The organism is Citrobacter sp. RHBSTW-00887 (genome assembly GCF_013728095.1).
Classification (GTDB): domain Bacteria; phylum Pseudomonadota; class Gammaproteobacteria; order Enterobacterales; family Enterobacteriaceae; genus Citrobacter; species Citrobacter braakii.
In genome coordinates this window covers 4,221,142-4,236,651 of sequence record NZ_CP056267.1, presented here as the reverse complement: position 1 = coordinate 4,236,651, position 15,510 = coordinate 4,221,142, and the positions used below count along the sequence as shown (strand labels likewise).

The 15,510-nt window shown below is 50.3% G+C and carries 15 protein-coding genes, 2 tRNA genes and 1 rRNA gene; 12 read left to right on the top strand and 6 right to left on the bottom strand.

Annotated elements, in window-relative coordinates:
• The first annotated feature begins 34 nt into the window (after window positions 1-34).
• The 3 genes from rrf (at window position 35) to dkgB (ending at window position 1,250) form a co-directional block, all read left to right on the top strand.
• Window positions 35-150, top strand: a 5S ribosomal RNA gene (rrf, locus tag HV314_RS20335).
• A 55-nt stretch (window positions 151-205) separates the two neighbouring features.
• Window positions 206-282, top strand: a tRNA-Asp gene (locus HV314_RS20330).
• 164 nt (window positions 283-446) lie between these two features.
• A complete protein-coding gene (gene dkgB, locus HV314_RS20325) occupies window positions 447-1,250 on the top strand; it encodes a 2,5-didehydrogluconate reductase DkgB (RefSeq protein WP_019076057.1) in 804 nt (267 codons plus the stop codon).
• 20 nt (window positions 1,251-1,270) lie between these two features.
• Here dkgB and yafC read toward each other — a convergent pair whose 3' ends face one another.
• Complete coding sequence (gene yafC, locus HV314_RS20320) at window positions 1,271-2,185, bottom strand: DNA-binding transcriptional regulator YafC (protein ID WP_047357608.1); 915 nt, start codon at window positions 2,183-2,185, stop codon at window positions 1,271-1,273.
• A gap of 104 nt (window positions 2,186-2,289) precedes the next feature.
• On the opposite strand from yafC, the gene HV314_RS20315 reads away from it, so the two are divergent.
• From HV314_RS20315 to HV314_RS20305, 3 genes are all read left to right on the top strand, one after another.
• Window positions 2,290-3,465 carry an MFS transporter gene (locus tag HV314_RS20315; protein ID WP_115191224.1) on the top strand — a complete coding sequence of 392 codons (1,176 nt, stop codon included), beginning with the start codon at window positions 2,290-2,292 and terminating at the stop codon, window positions 3,463-3,465.
• A 131-nt stretch (window positions 3,466-3,596) separates the two neighbouring features.
• On the top strand, window positions 3,597-4,397 hold the full coding sequence (locus HV314_RS20310) for an endonuclease/exonuclease/phosphatase family protein (RefSeq protein ID WP_053389570.1): 801 nt from the start codon (window positions 3,597-3,599) through the stop codon (window positions 4,395-4,397).
• A 76-nt stretch (window positions 4,398-4,473) separates the two neighbouring features.
• Window positions 4,474-5,244 (top strand): class I SAM-dependent methyltransferase, encoded by a 771-nt coding sequence (locus tag HV314_RS20305; RefSeq protein WP_016151801.1) that lies wholly within the window; start codon window positions 4,474-4,476, stop codon window positions 5,242-5,244.
• 48 nt (window positions 5,245-5,292) lie between these two features.
• On the opposite strand, the gene mltD is transcribed toward HV314_RS20305, so the two are convergent.
• Both mltD and gloB read right to left on the bottom strand, forming a co-directional pair.
• A complete protein-coding gene (gene mltD, locus HV314_RS20300) occupies window positions 5,293-6,651 on the bottom strand; it encodes a murein transglycosylase D (protein WP_029139416.1) in 1,359 nt (452 codons plus the stop codon).
• Window positions 6,652-6,722: 71 nt separating this feature from the next.
• Window positions 6,723-7,478 carry a hydroxyacylglutathione hydrolase gene (gloB, locus tag HV314_RS20295; RefSeq protein ID WP_046274999.1) on the bottom strand — a complete coding sequence of 252 codons (756 nt, stop codon included), beginning with the start codon at window positions 7,476-7,478 and terminating at the stop codon, window positions 6,723-6,725.
• Between the two features lie 33 nt (window positions 7,479-7,511).
• Between gloB and HV314_RS20290 the strand changes: the two genes are divergently transcribed.
• Complete coding sequence (locus HV314_RS20290; protein WP_046275000.1) at window positions 7,512-8,234, top strand: class I SAM-dependent methyltransferase; 723 nt, start codon at window positions 7,512-7,514, stop codon at window positions 8,232-8,234.
• Here HV314_RS20290 and rnhA read toward each other — a convergent pair.
• Window positions 8,231-8,698 (bottom strand): ribonuclease HI, encoded by a 468-nt coding sequence (gene rnhA / locus HV314_RS20285; protein WP_016151805.1) that lies wholly within the window; start codon window positions 8,696-8,698, stop codon window positions 8,231-8,233. The genes HV314_RS20290 and rnhA overlap by 4 nt on opposite strands.
• Before the next feature lie 64 nt (window positions 8,699-8,762).
• Here rnhA and dnaQ point away from each other — a divergent pair, with 64 nt between their 5' ends.
• Both dnaQ and HV314_RS20275 read left to right on the top strand, forming a co-directional pair.
• The gene (dnaQ, locus tag HV314_RS20280) at window positions 8,763-9,491 is read left to right on the top strand and encodes a DNA polymerase III subunit epsilon (protein ID WP_029139417.1); all 729 of its coding nucleotides are present in this window, start codon (window positions 8,763-8,765) and stop codon (window positions 9,489-9,491) included.
• 134 nt (window positions 9,492-9,625) lie between these two features.
• Window positions 9,626-9,702: transfer RNA gene (locus tag HV314_RS20275), tRNA-Asp, on the top strand.
• Window positions 9,703-9,858: 156 nt separating this feature from the next.
• On the opposite strand, the gene HV314_RS20270 is transcribed toward HV314_RS20275, so the two are convergent.
• Both HV314_RS20270 and HV314_RS20265 read right to left on the bottom strand, forming a co-directional pair.
• A complete protein-coding gene (locus HV314_RS20270) occupies window positions 9,859-10,377 on the bottom strand; it encodes a hypothetical protein (protein WP_016155747.1) in 519 nt (172 codons plus the stop codon).
• 1 nt (window position 10,378) lies between these two features.
• Window positions 10,379-11,062 (bottom strand): winged helix-turn-helix domain-containing protein, encoded by a 684-nt coding sequence (locus HV314_RS20265; protein ID WP_223307926.1) that lies wholly within the window; start codon window positions 11,060-11,062, stop codon window positions 10,379-10,381.
• A 750-nt stretch (window positions 11,063-11,812) separates the two neighbouring features.
• Here HV314_RS20265 and HV314_RS20260 point away from each other — a divergent pair.
• From HV314_RS20260 to HV314_RS20250, 3 genes are all read left to right on the top strand, one after another.
• Window positions 11,813-12,361, top strand: coding sequence for a fimbrial protein (locus HV314_RS20260; RefSeq protein ID WP_016155749.1), 549 nt, complete (start codon window positions 11,813-11,815; stop codon window positions 12,359-12,361).
• Between the two features lie 69 nt (window positions 12,362-12,430).
• The gene (locus HV314_RS20255) at window positions 12,431-12,979 is read left to right on the top strand and encodes a fimbrial protein (RefSeq protein WP_019076063.1); all 549 of its coding nucleotides are present in this window, start codon (window positions 12,431-12,433) and stop codon (window positions 12,977-12,979) included.
• 41 nt (window positions 12,980-13,020) lie between these two features.
• On the top strand, window positions 13,021-15,492 hold the full coding sequence (locus HV314_RS20250) for a fimbria/pilus outer membrane usher protein (RefSeq protein WP_181546560.1): 2,472 nt from the start codon (window positions 13,021-13,023) through the stop codon (window positions 15,490-15,492).
• Window positions 15,493-15,510: the final 18 nt, after the last annotated feature.

The following is a 15,510-nucleotide window of genomic DNA, read 5'->3' as shown; positions in this document are numbered from 1 at the left end:
CAGACCCGAGAGGTGTGTTGATAGACAGAATTTGCCTGGCGGCTGTAGCGCGGTGGTCCCACCTGACCCCATGCCGAACTCAGAAGTGAAACGCCGTAGCGCCGATGGTAGTGTGGGGTCTCCCCATGCGAGAGTAGGGAACTGCCAGGCATCAAATTGCAGTAAACCGGGATGAATAATCCGGGTAGTGACAAAGAAATTCGGTGGAGCGGTAGTTCAGTTGGTTAGAATACCTGCCTGTCACGCAGGGGGTCGCGGGTTCGAGTCCCGTCCGTTCCGCCACTTATTAAGAGCCCTGAGCTAACGCTCAGGGCTTTTTCTTTTCCAGCGATTTAATTATTGCTGAATCCGCAAAAATCCTCTGCATTTTTCACTCTTTTTCGGCAAAGAACTGATGGTCATAATCCTCTCAGTTAACGAACATAGTGATTAAAAAGAGGAATTCTATGACTATCCCTGCATTTGGTTTAGGTACGTTTCGCCTGAAAGACGACGTGGTTATCGCTTCTGTCAAAACGGCGCTTGAGCTGGGCTACCGTGCTGTCGACACTGCGCAAATCTATGAAAATGAAGCGGCTGTTGGTCAGGCAATTGCCGAAAGTGGCGTACCGCGTAACGAGTTGTACATCACCACCAAGATCTGGATTGAAAATCTCAGCAAAGACAAACTGATCCCAAGTCTGAAAGAAAGTCTGAAGAAACTGCGTACGGATTATGTTGATTTGACGCTGATCCACTGGCCATCTCCGGGCGATGCGGTATCCGTTGAAGAGTTTATGCAGGCGCTGCTTGAAGCGAAAGAGCAGGGGCTGACTCGCGAAATTGGTATCTCAAACTTCACTATTCCGCTGATGGAAAAAGCCATTGCTACAGTCGGTGCAGACAATATCGCGACCAACCAGATTGAGCTGTCTCCGTATCTGCAGAGTCGTAAGGTGGTTGACTGGGCTAAAGCGCACGGTATCCACATCACCTCTTACATGACGCTGGCTTACGGTAAGGCGCTAAAAGATGAAGTGATTGCACGCATTGCCGCTAAACATAACGCGACCCCGGCGCAGGTTATTCTGGCATGGGCAATGGATGAAGGTTACTCCGTGATCCCTTCATCTACCAAGCGTGAAAACCTGGCAAGCAACCTGCTGGCGCTGGACCTGCATCTGGATACTGAAGATAAAAAAGCGATCGCGGCACTGGACTGCAACGATCGTCTGGTCAGCCCGGAAGGCCTGGCCCCTGATTGGGATTAATTGCCCGACCCTCTGTACCTTTAACCCTCTTTCACAGCTCCTTCGGGAGCTGTTCTTATATACTCACTTAAAAAGTCTATAAATGCCCGAATGCGTGTACTGACCGCACGATCGCTGTAGTAAACGGCGCTGAAAGGCATTTCTACCGGCAGACGTTTATCGGCCAGCAGCTCCACCAGTTCTCCCCGCGCGATCTCTTTATCAATCATATAATCTGAAAGACATGCGATACCATTGCCGCTCAGGCAAAGCTGTTTTAACGTTTCCCCGCTGTTGGAAGAAATCCCACATTCGACCTCATGGAGCTGTCCGTCGCTACGGGCAATCGGCCAGGTATTGAGTGAAACGGGTTCGGAAAACCCCAGACACAGATGCTGCTTTAACTGTTCGACGGTCTCGGGCTTGCCAAAACGGGCAATATAGTCCGGTGAGGCAATAATCTTACGATAGCTGGTAAACAACGGACGCGCACGCAGGCTTGAGTCAGTCAGCGTACCTGCTCGTATCGCGACATCCACTTTTCGTTCAATAAGATTGATGAACGTTTCTGAGGAGACAAGAGACAATGTCATCTCAGGATATCGCTCACGGAACGGTCTGATTAGCGGCATCAGGAAATGCAGCATCACCGGCGTTGCCGCGTCGATACGCAGCAGGCCGCGCGGGGTATTGCGTGACTCCATGATTTCCGTTTCTGCTGCTGCCATCTCTTGCAGTATCTGCTGCACACGCCTGAAGTAGCGTTCTCCTTCTTCTGTCAGGCTTAGCTGTCGGGTAGTTCGATTAAGCAGACTCACACCCAATTTCATCTCCAGCTTTTTTACTGCCCGACTGACTGCGGAATTAGCCTGACCGAGTTGTTCTGCCGCCCGGCTGAAGCTGCCGCTTTCCACAACGGCCACAAAAATCGCAAGTTCTTCAGAGGTTGCTTTCATTTTTGCACCTGACGCAAAATTATATTGAGATTTTGAATATTTTTGTTATTAAAACATCCCGGCATACTGCGTGTCATCTGATTACTGATGTTACGGAGTTATTTATGCCTCTCGCATTATTTGCACTAACAATAAGTGCCTTCGCTATTGGCACGACTGAGTTTGTGATTGTTGGCCTGGTGCCGACCATCGCTCAACAACTGGCAATCTCGTTACCTTCAGCCGGGATGCTGGTTTCAATCTATGCGCTGGGTGTGGCGATTGGCGCACCGGTACTGACCGCTCTGACCGGAAGCCTGCCACGTAAAAAGTTGCTTGTCGCGCTGATGGTCCTGTTTACGGCGGGGAATTTACTGGCATGGCAGGCACCCGGGTATATGACACTTATTGTCGCCCGTCTGCTGACGGGGCTGGCTCACGGCGTATTCTTCTCGATTGGTTCCACTATCGCGACAAGTCTGGTGCCAAAAGAAAAAGCAGCTTCCGCCATCGCTATTATGTTCGGTGGCTTAACGGTGGCACTGGTCACGGGCGTGCCGCTGGGTACGTTTATCGGCCAGCACTTTGGCTGGCGTGAGACTTTCCTGGCAGTATCAATGTTAGGCGTGATTGCGCTGATTAGTAGCCAACTGCTGATCCCGGCTAACATTCCTGGTCGAGCGGCCGCCAGCATTCGCGACCAGGTGAAAGTGCTGACTCATCCTCGTCTGTTGCTGATTTACGCCATTACGGCATTGGGCTACGGTGGTGTGTTCACGGCTTTCACCTTCTTGGCACCGATGATGCAGGATCTGGCGGGCTTCTCCCCGGCAGCGGTGAGCTGGATCTTACTGGGTTACGGGGTATCAGTTGCTATCGGCAATATCTGGGGTGGTAAGCTGGCGGATAAGCATGGTGCGGTTCCTGCATTGAAATTCATTTTTGCCGCGCTGTTTGTTCTGCTGATGGTCTTCCAACTGACGGCTTCCACGCAGTACGCCGCGCTGGCTACCATTCTGGTGATGGGGATCTTTGCCTTCGGTAACGTACCAGGATTGCAGGTCTACGTGGTACAGAAAGCGGAACAATTTACGCCCAATGCTGTTGATGTGGCGTCAGGGCTGAACATTGCAGCGTTTAATATTGGTATTGCACTGGGTTCCGTGATTGGCGGACAAACGGTCGAGCATTATGGGTTGGCGCAGACACCGTGGATTGGGGCACTTATTGTTCTGGTGGCTTTCCTGCTGATGGGGCTGAGTGGCCGTCTTGATAAGTCCACACGCGTTGCTCTGGGGTAAATCATTGATGTAAGCGCCTACTTACAAAACAAACTGCAATTGTTCGTTGAAAGTGAGTGCTAAAATCCCTATAACAGAAGAACCAGTCCGGCTGCGGACTGGTTGACGTTACAGAGGTTTGAAAGTCTAAAGTGCGAAAAAACACCTATGCCATGCGTTATGTTGCCGGACAACCCGTCGAGCGGATTTTACCGCCGGGCTCGTTTGCGCATATTGGCCAGGCATTACCCGCAGGCGTACCGTTAAGCAGTGAAGATCGCATTCGCGTGCTGGTATGGAATATTTTTAAACAGCAGCGAGCAGAATGGCAGTCGGTGCTGAAGAATTTTGGTAAAGACGCGCATCTGGTGTTATTGCAGGAAGCGCAAACCACACCAGAATTGGTGCAGTTTGCGACCACTAACTATCTCGCTGCCGACCAGGTTCCCGCCTTTGTGCTGCCTCAGCACCCCTCTGGCGTTATGACACTCTCCTCCGCCCATCCAGTTTACTGCTGCCCATTGCGCGAGCGAGAGCCTATTTTACGGCTGGCGAAATCGGCGCTGGTGACGGTGTACCCGTTGCCTGACACTCGGTTGTTAATGGTGGTGAATATCCACGCGGTTAACTTTAGCCTTGGCGTTGATGTCTATAGTAAGCAGTTACTTCCCATTGGCGATCAGATTGCTCATCACAGCGGTCCGGTGATTATGGCCGGCGATTTTAATGCCTGGAGCCGTCGACGGATGAATGCGCTGTACCGCTTTGCGCGTGAAATGTCGCTGCGCCAGGTGCGCTTTACCGACGATCAGCGCCGCCGCGCGTTTGGTCGTCCTCTCGATTTTGTGTTCTATCGCGGTCTGAACGTGAGTGAGGCCTCTGTGCTGGTCACCCGCGCCTCCGACCACAACCCGCTACTCGTTGAATTCAGTCCCGGCAAACCTGAACAATAACGGTGTGTCAGGTCTGCCGTAGGGCAGGCCTGTGATGGTTGCCCTTCATATTTCACAACAACCGAAGGACAACACAATGACAACACGCTCTCATCATGACAACGTCGAAAAACAGTTTGGCTCTCAGGCTAATGCCTACTTAACCAGTGCGGTGCACGCCTCTGGTCGTGACTTGCAACGTCTGGGGGAAAGGTTGCTGGCATTTCCGCAGGCCCGCGTGTTGGATATGGGATGCGGAGCGGGGCACGCCAGCTTTGTGGCCGCGCAATACGTAAAGCAGGTAGTGGCATATGATTTATCGTCGCAGATGCTTGACGTGGTCACTGAAGCGGCAAAGGACAGAGGTCTGGAGAATATCGCCACACGGCAGGGTTATGCTGAAAGCCTGCCGTTTGAAGATAACGTATTTGACGTGGTGATTAGCCGCTATTCCGCGCATCACTGGCATGATGTCGGGCGTGCGTTGCGAGAGGTGAACCGCATTCTGAGGCCCGGCGGCGTGTTGATTGTGATGGATGTGATGTCGCCAGGCCATCCTGTACGTGACATCTGGTTGCAAACTGTGGAGGCGTTACGCGATACCTCGCACGTACGCAACTATTCCAGCGGAGAATGGCTGTCGTTAATCAATGACGCCAATCTGATTGCCGATACCTTGTTAACCGATCGTCTGCCGCTGGAGTTCAGTTCGTGGGTGGCGCGGATGCGCACGCCTGCAGCGTTGAGCGACGCGATCCGTGTATACCAACAAAGTGCTTCTGCGGAAGTGAAAGCCTATTTTGCGTTACAGGAAGATGGCTCGTTTACCAGCGACACGATAATGGTTGAAGCACATAAAGCGGGATAAAAAAAAAGGCACTGGGGGGAAACCAGTGCCTTCATTTCTACAATGCTATCAGGAGTCCGGCATACCGCTGTTTTTCACAAACAACGTTAGCTGATCGCCTGGCTGCAGATTGTTCGTATCGCTGTTCCAGCGCATCACATCCTTGATGTTAACCCCGTGGCGTTTGGCAATGCTCGAGAGCGAGTCGCCTTTACGCACACGATAGGTGATGCTATCGCTGTTGTTCGCCAGTCGCTGTGCGCTGGTACCAGCGCCCACCGTCAGATTTTGGCCTACTTTCAGCGATGACCCGCGCAGATTATTCCACTGCTTAAGGTCATTGGTGCTCACGCCAAGACGTGAAGCGACGCCAGAAAGCGTATCGCCAGAGCGAACTTTGTAGCTACGGCTGTTCAGCGGCGTGTTATCCGCAACCAACGTTGACTGCACGGCTGCAATTTCGCCTGAGGCCAGAGACTCACGCAGCTTCTCTGCATGCTTCTTTGGCACCATCACATATTGCGGACCACTGGCACCCAACGTGGAGCCTTTCACGCCTGCATTGAAGGTTTTCAGCTTGCTGACGGAAATACCTGCCATATCGGCAACCTGAGCCATTTCAACCGGGCTACTCAGGCGAACACGTGCCAACGCGCGGCTTTCGTCTGTTGTTGGCAGACGCACGCCATAGCGTTTGCTGTTTTTGAGTATATCGCTCAATGCCAGCATTTTTGGCACATATAGCTTCGTTTCCTGAGGCAATGGCAACGACCAGAAGTCAGTGGGTTTACCACGGGCTTTGTTCGTTTTAATTGCCTTCATGACACGACCTTCACCGCTATTATAAGCAGCAACGGTCAGCAGCCAGTCGCCATCAAACATTTTGTTCAGACGCTGCATCATGTCCAGTGCGGCGGTGGTGGAAGCCACAACGTCGCGACGTGCATCATAATTGCGGGTCTGTTTTAAACCATAATTGCGCCCCGTGCTCGGAATGATCTGCCAAATACCTGCGGCATTGGCGCCAGACGTTGCGTGAGGATCAAAAGCGCTCTCCACTATGGGTAGTAGTACCAGTTCCATTGGCATGTTACGTTTCTTAACCTGCCCGGCTATCCAGTACATATACGGCTCTGCCCGTAAAGTTACATCGTGGAGATAGCTCTTATTGCGTAAATACTTCTGTTTCTGTTCGCGAATCCGGTTGTTTTCCGGAATTCCCATCTTTAGCTCGTCACCAATGAAAGCCCACAAATCTTGATCAGCAGCGATAGATGTTCCGTCGTCCATCCATCGCGCCTGACTTGTAAACTTTCCTGCTTCCCCTTGACCAGCTGCAGAAAGGCTCTGTGCGTGTTGTTGGACGTTACCAGTATTCTGGCACCCAACAAGCAGGACAGAGGCGAGTAATATCGCTTTTGCCTTCATGTGTGTGTCAATAGTTGCTTAAAAGACGACCGATCATAACGGCGAAGTTTTCAAAAGGCAACCCGCAATTGTCAGAACGTATCTTTCTTTGACCTTAACCAGGCAAAACGCTCTTCAGGTTGTTGCAATATTGTTTTTTTATTTATTTCATTAATTAAATCAATGTCTTCCGTTCTTAAAAAAAGATTATTTCGTCGCTCATTTTTCAGAATTACGGGCAGTGTCATTTGTTTTTTTACGCGTAACTCATTAACTTTACGATAATATTCATTTATGAACGGATCGTGCGGTAGAATGCTTAAGGCAAACTTCATGTTTGCTAATGTGTACTCATGTGCGCAACAAATCAATGTATCGTCAGGAAGTGCGTTTAGTTTTTTAAGTGATTGATACATTTGAGATGCTGTGCCTTCAAAAAGCCGACCGCAGCCACCGGAGAAGAGCGTGTCGCCGCAAAACAGGTAAGGGTGGCTAAAGTAACAGATATGTCCTAAAGTGTGACCCGGCGTAGCAATTACCGTAAATTCATGCCCCAAAACGAGTGCAATATCGCCATCTTCGACTATATGCGTCGTTCCCTTATCTTGCGTTTCAGCCGGTCCGTATACCGCTATTTGTGGGAAATGTTGCAGAAGTTCTTTCACGCCGCCCACGTGATCCTGATGATGATGTGTCAGCAGAATGGCCTCGGGAACCCAGTTATGTTCTGCAATAGCTTTCAGAACAGGTTCTGCTTCACCCGGGTCCACAATCAGACAATGTTTGTCATTATTCGACAGGACCCAGATGTAATTGTCCTGAAATGCAGGAATACTGTTAAGATTCATAGATTACCTCTCAATGCGTAACGGAAGGTTGTGATGAAACCGGCAAGGATCCCTCAAACTGTCGTAGCGCCCGTTAGTTGGGATGATTTGCCCTGGGGCGAACACTATCGTCAGGCGCTGGAGCATCAGCTTAACCCGTGGTTCGCAAAAATGTACGGATTTCATCTGCTTAAGATTGGTAATTTAAGCGCAGAAATCAATTCCGAAGCGTGCGCGGTTTCTCATCAGGTAAATGTTTCTTTGCAAGGCGCTCCCATGCAGGTGACTGCCGATCCTTTACATCTGCCCTTTGCCGATAAGTCCGTGGATGTTTGTTTGTTGGCTCATACGCTGCCGTGGTGTTCCGATCCACATCGCTTACTGCATGAAGCCGATCGCGTGCTTATTGATGACGGTTGGTTGATTCTGAGCGGCTTTAACCCGGTAAGTCTGATGGGATTGCGTAAACTGGTGCCCGTATTGCGTAAAACATCGCCCTACAACAGCCGGATGTTTACCCTCATGCGGCAGTTGGACTGGCTCTCATTGCTGAATTTTGAAGTACTGCACTATAGCCGTTTTCATGTCCTGCCCTGGAACAAGAAGGGCGGGAAAATGTTAAGCGCCCATATCCCTGCGCTGGGCTGTTTGCAACTGGTGGTTGCGCGTAAGCGAACCATTCCGCTTACGCTCAACCCGATGAAACAAAATAAAAGCAAAACGCCTATCCGCCAGGCCGTTGGTGCAACCCGGCAATACCGTAAACCGGACGCTTAAGCCTCCGCCTGATACCCAATATCATCCTGAGTGGGACGCATTGCTGCGGCGCGCGCAAGCTCATCACAGCGTTCGTTTTCCGGATGGCCCGCATGGCCTTTAACCCATTCCCATTTGATTTGATGCGGCCCCAGCGCGGTATCCAGACGTTTCCACAGATCGACGTTCTTCACTGGTTTTTTATCTGCTGTTTTCCAGCCGCGCTTCTTCCAGTTGTGGATCCACTGCGTAATGCCCTGGCGCACATACTGGCTGTCCGTGCTGAGTATCACTTCACACTGTTCTTTCAGGGCTTCCAGCGCAACGATTGCCGCCATCAGCTCCATGCGATTATTGGTGGTGAGGTTGTAGCCTTCGCTAAAGGTTTTTTCGCGCCCGCGATAGCGTAAAATCGCCCCATAACCACCTGGCCCTGGATTTCCCAGGCAAGAACCATCGGTGAAAATCTCTACCTGTTTAAGCATCTCTGGTAGACTTCCTGTTTTAGCAAATCGAAATCAAACGATAAGTCTGACATAAATGACCGTTATGAGCACTGGAATTACACGACAGATCGTCCTCGATACCGAAACCACCGGTATGAACCAGATTGGCGCCCACTACGAAGGCCACAAGATCATTGAGATCGGTGCGGTTGAAGTGGTGAACCGCCGCCTGACCGGGAATAACTTCCACGTTTACCTGAAACCGGATCGGCTGGTGGACCCGGAAGCGTTTGGTGTACACGGAATCGCAGACGAATTCCTGCTTGATAAACCTACGTTTGCCGATGTGGCCGATGAGTTTCTCGACTACATCCGCGGTGCGGAGCTGGTCATCCATAACGCATCGTTTGATATCGGCTTTATGGATTACGAATTCGCTAAGCTCAGGCGGGATATTCCGAAGACAAACGAATTCTGCAAAATTACCGATAGCCTGGCGCTGGCGAGGAAAATGTTTCCTGGCAAGCGCAACAGCCTTGATGCGTTATGCTCACGCTATGAAATAGACAACAGTAAGCGAACCCTGCACGGCGCATTGCTCGATGCCCAGATTCTGGCCGACGTTTATCTGATGATGACCGGTGGGCAGACCACGATGGCGTTCTCAATGGAAGGTGACAGCCAGCAGCAGAATGACACGGGGATCCAGCGTATTGTGCGACAGTCCAGCAAACTACGCGTTGTTTTCGCCACTGATGAAGAGTTAGCGGCCCATGAGTCGCGCCTTGACCTGGTGCAGAAGAAAGGCGGAAGTTGCCTCTGGCGGGCATAGTTTGTACGTTTTCCGTATGGAAATGACCATTCGGGTGATTTTTGCAGCAAACGATTAAAAAACGTGAGAAAAAGCGTTGACGAGGCGTGAGGCAATCCGTAATATTCGCTTCGTTCCCAAGTGGAACACAACGCGGAGTGGTAGTTCAGTTGGTTAGAATACCTGCCTGTCACGCAGGGGGTCGCGGGTTCGAGTCCCGTCCATTCCGCCACTATTCAGAAAGCCTGAATCAGAAATGATTCAGGCTTTCGTCGTTTTAGCCCGCCAACAATAATAATCTCATCATCACACTTTATCGACCACGTCCGTGCTATCGGGCAGGCAACACATCAGGTCATCCTTAACCCGACGCATATCCAGGGGCAGATCAACCTGCGAAGTGATTCATCACGCAGGCGAAGCGGGGTGAAAAGTTATCGCCGATAAGCACCGTTTCTTCATTCAAGTGCTTTAGCATATACAGCTTGTCGGCACGTTCGTAAGCGTCGAAGAAGAGATAATCGACAGCATCCGTTGCTTCATCATCGGGGGATTTTTCACGTCCGTTGGGAGTGAGCATGAAAACACCAGCAGTATGGCCGAGTGGTCGGGCATAGCGAAAGAACAGTTTTCGGTTCACAGCAAACTCGCCATCATCACTTTTGAGTTTCCCTTGTACTGACAATGAAAGGTGTCCGGAGTTGTAGCTGGTAATCAGCATTATTCCATGGAGTACCTTTTTTGTATCCTGGATGTCGAGTATCGACGTGAATTCCGAGGAGCAGGAAAAACTGATTTCTTGTTTTTTCGCATTCCCGGCGATAATAAAAAAAGCGATAGCCGCCAGCCCAAAAATGGCAATCACGACTGACCATAGTAAAGGAGAGTGATCGCTTTCTTGCTTCATATCATTCCTCATGATGGCGATACTGGCTGATGCAATGGTAATAGCCGAGGTTCAGCCCGCATTCAGCGGCAAACGACCACTCAACCAGATTATGGTTGCTCGCCCAGGTATTGAGATACAGATCTTTTGGGTACGAACAGTCGGGGTTAATGCCCACGGACTTGAAAATATCCAGCGCTTTCTTTTCGGTTATGGTATCGGTGAGGGCGTTTCCTAATATATGTACACGGCATTGTTCATAGTCGATAGTCCGCAGGATAGTCGCGTCCGTCATGGCGATTTCATTGGGTATCCATGTTAACCACGCTGTCGCCAGCACGGCGATACCGGTAATTAACGCGGTTATCGCCACAGGCCAACGGCTTTGTTTCTTTTTGTTGAGCGTCGATGCAACATTGGCAATTCTGGCGGGAGCTTGCGCTTCTTCCAGTTGCTGAATATTGATATTAGCGTCGCCCATCCGAAATCCCATCCGCGGAATTGTGACGATGAGCTCTGCAGGATGACCCGTAGACGTTATTGCTTTGCGCAGAAATGAAATGTGCTGATTGAGATTCGCATCCGTCGCTCTGGCGCCATTATGCTGAAAAACATTCAGCAGAATTTCATCACGCGAGGATATCTCTTTACCATTTTGCAACAAATAGAGCAGTAATTGTGTTGCCACATTATTCAATGTGGCCATTTCACCAGATGCCAGGTCTTTTAGGGTATTTTTATGTGGTCTGAAAACTAAGCCATCACCAATAATTACGGATTTAATTTTGTTTATTGGTATATGAGAAATCACTGATGTCTCCTTTAAAGCAGGATATCTCGCATTCGAGTGGGTGAAGCAATAGCATAACATAATTCATTTATAAAAAATGGTTGTACCATAGATCGCTTTATTAATATTTATATAACAATATTTTAATATCTCTTATAGAATCCTCTTTTCTCCTTCCTCTCTTTCACTATCTTATTGTCATTACTCGCTTTTGATATCCAATTTCATTTTTACAAAAATTTCATAAATACATTTTGCCTGTTGTTCTGGCTAAATAAAAAAATAGTTGATAGATAAAAACTCTATAAAAATGCTAAATGATAGATACTAACACTGGCTAAGTCGTGATTTTTGGCGGTTTTTTAGGTAAACGATCGCTGTGCAGACAGTGTTACAACATGATTCCCTGAGTTTGATTAATACCGGATTTTTGCATTGTGTCATTTTCCCGTCGACTTAATATAAGCCCCGAAACAGCGTAAACAACTGTGGACGGTATTTCGGATGGAATACCAATGAAGTTCAAAATACGGGGCGGCTTGAGATGGATTGTTTGCAAGGATATGCGCTACCGCCACCTGCAGATCAGGATTTTCCGGACATAAATTATCTGCGGAAATAGATCTTCGGAATAACTAAAAAACAGATATAAGGTTAAGTAGTAATATGAAAATGAAAAACGTGGCTGTGGCCTGTGCGCTGATGGCGGGAATGACTTTTACTGCCTCTTCTGCTTTTGCTGCAAAAAATGTCGAACCGACTAACGGTAAAATTCACTTCACCGGTTCTCTGGTTAATTCCGCATGCGGTCTGGCACCAGAATCCAGCCCGGTACAGGTTAATTTTGGTGAGATCCCAACTTCTCAGTTAAAAGACAACCAACGTGCTGGCGTTAAGCATGCCAAAATCGTTCTGCAGGGCTGTGATACGACCGTCGCGAAAACGGCCACTGTGACCTATACCCCGGCAACGATTGATACAGACAACAACGCGCTGGCTGCATTCACCTCTGGTACTGCAAAGGGCGCGGGCATCGGTATGATTGACAGTGGCAACCAGGACGTGGAATGGGGTCAAGCCGCCTCTCAGGTCAACATTACCGATGGTGAAACCGACATTGATTTCGTCGCTTACCTGCAGGCAAACAACGCATCTGCCGCGGTAACTCCAGGTGATTTCGAATCTACCGTTAATTTCCAGATCGACTACCAGTAACGATCTGCAGCAGGCGCATTAACGCGCCTGCTTAACCCTTCCTGCGAATAACTGAAAGGAAATGCGGTGATGCCTGGATGGCGAATTTTACTGCTTTTTATCTTCATATCGCCTGCATGGGTTTTGGCTGACACCAATCGTCTTGTCAGTACGCCCGGCAAAATGCGCATGCGCGGAAATATTATTGAGGCTGCCTGTTATGTCGATCCACGCGACCGGTCGCTACTGGTTGAATTTGATGATCTCTCAGCCAGAGATATTTCCGGAAAACCAGAGAAAGTATCAGCGCATGATTTCAGCATTCATTTGTTGGGATGTTCATTAGGGGATTCTCAACACCCCGGGAATCTGTTTCAACGCGCCAATATTACCTTTTCTGGCGCACCGGATAGTGACAATCCTGATTATCTAAGCGTGCAATCGGAAACTGAAAATTTAGCGATAGAAATATATGACAGCAACGGACAGCAAATTCATCTGGGTGAGCCATCACCGGACTATGTGCTTAATCCAGGGAAAAACACGCTCAATTTTACGGCTTATTTGATCTCCCGCGACGGAAGAATGACATCTGGCGAATTTACTGCGGTCACGCATTTTGTTGTGAATTATCTCTGAGCTGCACTGCAATTCGGGTATCTGAAGGTTTGCGAACGAAAATGATCACGCTGAAAACAGATAAAAAACGTCTGGCGCTTTTTATTGCTCTGGTCTGTGCCTCTTCATGGGCTGAAGCGGATGAGGCCATTGAATTTAATACCGACGTACTGGATGCCAGCGACAGGCACAATGTCGATTTGCAGCGTTTTTCCGAAGGCAACTTTGTGACTCCCGGAGAATATCTGCTGGATGTTCGTATTAACAGCCAGGAGATTCCACAGCAGTCGATCCGTTATATCGTCGATCCTGCCAACCCGCATAAATCCATGGCATGTCTGACCCCGCAACAACTCGAATTACTGGCGCTCAAAGAAGAGGCGCTGGTCTATATTCATCCGATTAGCGCGACCTGCTATGACATTTCCCGCCTGCCGGGTGTGGCGCTGAATAATAGCGCAGGCGTACTGGACATTATCGTGCCTCAGGCGTGGATGAAATATACCGATCCAGACTGGACGCCACCGGAGCGCTGGGATAACGGCGTCGCGGGGCTGATTTTTGACTACAGCGTCTCGGGCCAGGCCACACATTATGAACAGGGCGGCGATCGTTATCGCTCTCTGTCTGGCTATGGGCAGACAGGTTTTAACCTCGGCGCGTGGCGATTTCGTGGCCAGTATCAGGCCAATTACGCTTCGGATGATAATCGCGGCCGTATCGACTGGGATCAGATCTATGCCTATCGACCGTTGCCGATGCAGGCTGCAAAACTGACGGTCGGCGAAATCTACCTGAATTCCCAGGTTTTTGATTCGGTGCGTTTCACCGGGGCTAACCTCGCTAGCGACGAGCGTATGTTGCCACCGAATTTGCAGGGCTACGCGCCTGAAGTGCACGGCATCGCCCGCAGCAATGCGAAGGTTACCGTCAGTCAGCAGGGCCGTGTTATCTATCAAACCACCGTTCCTGCAGGGCCATTTAATATTCAGGATCTGCACGGTTCGGTACGCGGCACGCTGGATGTTCGCGTCGAGGAGCAGGATGGCAGCGTACACACTTTTCAGGTCAATACGGCCGATATTCCTTATCTGACGCGCCCAGGCTATGTGCGCTACAACGCCGCGGTCGGGAAGCCATCGCGTTATAACCACGACGTTCAGGGGCCTGCGTTTTATAGCGGTGATTTTTCATGGGGGGTCAGCAATGCATGGTCGCTGTACGGCGGCGCGCTGCTGACTGGCGATCGCTATAACGCCTGGTCGATGGGGATTGGGCGGGACTTGAGCTGGCTGGGGGCGCTGTCGGCTGATGCGACGCAATCCGTGAGTCGGGTAAAGCATCAGGCTGAACAAAAAGGTATGTCTTTTAAGCTCAGCTACGCCAAAACTTTTGATGAGTACAACAGCGCCATCACCTTTGCCGGTTACCGCTTCTCACAGCGTAACTTCCGCACTTTCTCGCAGTTTCTCGACGAGCAGTATGAAAATAACAACAGTGCCGGCAACGAAAAAGAGATGTACACCATCACCGGCAACAAAACCTTCTTTGCTGACGATCCACTATTAGCGACCACGCTGTACCTGACCTATACCCACCAGAACTATTGGGATCGCGGTTCCCAGGATCGTTACGGATTATCGATGGGGCACAGCTTTTCATTTGCTGGCATCCAGGGGATCAGCGCCAACGTTGCGGCTTACCGCTCTGAGTATCAGGGCAAACGAGACGACAGTCTTTCGCTTTCAATCTCGGTGCCATGGAGCGATGGCCGCTCTATGGATTACGAATTGCAGAACAGCGGCAACCAGACCAGCCAGATGGTTTCGTATTCCGATAACCGCGACCGTAACAATCCGTGGCGTTTGCGCACAGGGGTTTCCGGTGAAGGGCGTACGGCGTTTGATGGCTATTACAAGCACCGCAGCATGATGGCGGAACTGGAATCTAACGTCAGCTGGCAGCAATCACGTTATTTCTCCGTTGGCGGCACGATGCGCGGCGGCTTTACCGCGACGCGTCACGGTGCGGCGCTGCACAACAGCCAGGCGTCGATGAATACCGCTAGAGTGATGGTTGATACCGACGGGGTGGCGAACGTGCCGCTGAACGGCGAACAGGCGCACTCAAACCGCTTCGGTATTGCCGTCGTACCGGACGTCGTTAGCTATCACAGCTTTGATACCCGTATCGATGTGGACGCAATGGACGAGGACATTTCCGCGACTAAAGCCATCGTGACCAACACCCTGACGGAAGGTGCGATTGGCTACCAGCATTTTGCCGTGGCGCAGGGGCAAAAAATGATGGCGCTGCTGCGCCTGAAGGATGGCTCGGTACCGCCGTTTGGCGCCGAAGTGTTTAACGCTAACGGCGTTAGCGTCGCCATGGTAATGGAAAACGGTATGGCCTGGATTGCGGGTGTGAATCCGGCTGAGCGTCTTTCCGTTGCCTGGGCTGGCCGTGCGCAGTGCCACTTACAGGTGCCACAACAAATCAACCCAGAAGGTAACGTGCTGTTGCCTTGTGAATAATTTCAATAACCTGAATGA